The sequence below is a fragment of the Holdemanella sp. DFI.5.55 genome (genome assembly GCF_020593575.1).
GTDB classification, from domain to species: domain Bacteria; phylum Bacillota_I; class Bacilli_A; order Erysipelotrichales; family Erysipelotrichaceae; genus Holdemanella; species Holdemanella hominis.
The window spans coordinates 1-596 of the sequence record NZ_JAJDMK010000189.1 but is presented as its reverse complement, the minus strand read 5'-3'; the positions used below and the strand labels follow the sequence as shown (position 1 = coordinate 596).

2 protein-coding genes are annotated in these 596 nt (G+C 34.2%); both read left to right on the top strand.

Annotation, left to right across the window (positions count from 1 at the left end; genetic code table 11):
• The first annotated feature begins 55 nt into the window (after positions 1–55).
• Entirely contained in the window at positions 56–244 is a 189-nt protein-coding gene (locus LJE08_RS13740; RefSeq protein ID WP_227403548.1) for a hypothetical protein, read from the top strand.
• Positions 234–596 (top strand): IS200/IS605 family transposase (gene tnpA / locus LJE08_RS13735; RefSeq protein ID WP_227403547.1); only part of this gene is annotated, 363 nt, incomplete at its 3' end. The genes LJE08_RS13740 and tnpA, both read left to right, overlap by 11 nt.

Genomic DNA, 596 nt, shown 5'->3' with positions numbered 1-596 from the left:
TATAATGCGTATTAAAAATATATAATATATGTAGAAATAGTTCGGAGTTGATATCATGGGTAGACCTAGAACGAACAATGTTCAGATCAATATTGCCATTCCTAGTGAATGGAAAAAAGAACTGGAAAACCTTGCCAGAATCTATTCGGTTGAAGAAGGTAAAACAATTACTTTTCTGGATTTGATGCGTAGAGGTATTCAGGAAAAGTATCAGTTAAAAGATGTGAATAATCATGAAAAATGAGAATTATCATCGTGCTTCTCATTGTAAGTATTTAGTTCAGTATCATATTATATGGTGTCCAAAGTTCAGATGTGATGGTATGGATGAAACTTTGAAGAAGATTCTTTCTGAAGTTTGTGATGCGTATGGATATATTATAAAAGCTTTAGAGGTCATGCCTGACCATATACATATTTTTGTGGACTGTCCTGTAACGGTTGCACCTTGTGATGTTGTTCGAACATTGAAATCTATGAGTGCAATCCAATTGTTGAAGGCCTATCCGGAATTGAAGAGATTCTATGCGAGATGTGGAAAATTATGGTCAAATGGATATTTTATATCTTCTGTAGGGCATATCAGTGAAGCTGCA

Bases quoted from the DNA above. Each gene is read 5' to 3' on its own strand.
- LJE08_RS13740 (WP_227403548.1), top strand. From the start codon at position 56: ATGGGTAGACCTAGAACGAACAATGTTCAGATCAATATTGCCATTCCT.